Raw genomic sequence first — 2,122 nt, 5'->3', positions numbered from 1 at the left:
ACCACCCCACCCCGACACGATCAACTCACGCTCGCCACCCACCAACACATCCACCGAACCCACCACCTGCCCCGCATCCACCACCATCGCGGACAGCAGCGAGCGCAGCCGCAGGCCCAGCGACTCCACGGTGGCGCGGTCGAAGAGATCCGCGGCGTACTGCAGTTCCACCTCGATGCCACCCGGCGTGCCATCGGCGGCCCAGGCCTCCGTGAAGGCGAAGTTGAGGTCGAACCGGGCCGGGGCATCGGCGAAGGGCTTCGACTCGACCGTGACGTCCGGGAGTCGAAGCACGCCCTCGTTGTTGTTCTGCAGCACGAGCATGACCTGGAACAGGGGGTGCACCGAGGCCGAGCGAACCGGGTTCAGCTCCTCCACCAACCGCTCGAACGGCACGTCCTGGTTCGAGAACGCCGCCAGGTCCGCCTCCCGGACCCGACCCAGCAACTCACCGAACGTCGGCGAGCCCGACAGATCCGTCCGCAGCACCAGCGTGTTCACGAAGAACCCGACCAACTCGTCCAACGCCTCGTCCGAACGCCCCGCCACCACCGTCCCGATGGGAATGTCGGTACCGGCGCCCATCCGGGAGAGCAGGCCCGCCAGGGCCGCGTGCAGCACCATGAACAGGGTGACCCCGTGCCGGCGCGCCAGTTCCTCCAGCGCCGCGTGGAGTTCGGTGTCCAGCCCGAACTCCACCAGACCGCCGGTACGCGGGCCGGTCCCGGACCGGGGCCGGTCCAGCGGCAGCGCCACCTCCTGCGGGGCGTCCCGCAGCACCTCCGACCAGTGGGCGAGTTGGCGGTCCACGGTCTCGCCGAGCTGGTGGTGCTGCCAGAGCGTGTAGTCCGCGTACTGGACCGCCAACGGCTCCCAGTCCGGCACGGCACCGGCCAGACGGGCCCGGTAGGCCGCCGCCAGGCCCTCCCACAACGGCCGCATCGACCAACCGTCACTGGCGATGTGGTGGATCGCCACCGACAGGACGGACTCCTCCCCGCCGAGCGTGAACAGCACCACCCGCAGCGGAAGTTCGGACGAGAGGTCGAACGGCGTGAACGCAGCCCGGTTCAGTTCCCGGTCCAAGGCGTCACGGCCGCACTCCACGACGGTGAACGGGACCCGTACCTCCCCGGCGGGCAGGATCAGCTGGCGGGGCTTGCCGTCGACCGCCGGATAGACCGTTCGCAGGGCCTCGTGCCGGCCCACCACGTCACCGATCGCCGCCCGCAGGGCCTCGACGTCCACCGGCCCCCGCAAGTGGAAGGCGAAGGGGCTGTTGTAGGTGGCGGAGGCACCTTCGAGCTGGTCCAGGAACCACAGTCGTTGCTGGGCGAAGGACAGCGGCAGCACCTCGGGGCGCTCCCCCGCCACCAGAGCGGGTCGGGCCGGGCGGCCGTCCTTCAGTCGCTCCGCGACACCGGCGACGGTCGGGGCGTCGAACAGGTCGCGGATGCCGAGTTCGGCACCGAAAGTGGTGCGGATGCGGCTGATCAACCGGGCCGCGAGGAGGGAATGCCCGCCCAGCGCGAAGAAGTCGTCGTCGATGCCGATGGACGGGACTCCGAGGACCTCGGCGAAGACCACGCAGAGGATCTCCTCCTGCGCCGAGCGCGGGGCCCGCCCACCGGTCTCGGCGGTCGTGACGGCGGGTGCGGGCAGGGCGCGCTGGTCCAGCTTGCCGTTCGGCGTGATCGGCAGCGCCTCCAGCACCACCAGCGCCGACGGCACCATGTGCCGGGGCAGCCGGCCGGTCGCGAAACGGCGCAGTAATCCGAGGTCGATCTCCTGGCCCGTGTTCGGCACCAGGTACCCGACCAGGGTCTTCTCGCCGCGCCGGTCCTCCCGGGCCACCACGGCGGCCTGGGCCACTGCCTCGTGTCCCTGGAGGACGGCGGCGATCTCGCCCGGCTCGACCCGGAAGCCCCGGATCTTCACCTGGTCGTCCGCACGCCCCACATACTCCAGCACACCATCCGCACGCCAACGCCCCAGGTCACCCGTGCGGTACATCCGCTCACCCGGTACGCCCAACGGGTTCGCCACGAAACGCTCCGCCGTCAGACCCGCCCGACCCACATACCCGTGCGCCAGACCGGCCCCCGCCGCATACACCTCCCCC

1 protein-coding gene is annotated in these 2,122 nt (G+C 71.0%); it reads right to left on the bottom strand.

Annotated features, from left to right (window positions below):
* On the bottom strand, positions 1-1,959 hold a 1,959-nt coding region (locus AB0E96_RS40585), incomplete at its 3' end, for a condensation domain-containing protein (protein WP_359831801.1).
* Between the last annotated feature and the right edge of the window lie 163 nt (positions 1,960-2,122).

The sequence above is a fragment of the Kitasatospora sp. NPDC036755 genome, from assembly GCF_040636595.1.
GTDB lineage: Bacteria > Actinomycetota > Actinomycetes > Streptomycetales > Streptomycetaceae > Kitasatospora.
This window is presented reverse-complemented; position numbering and strand designations above follow the sequence as displayed.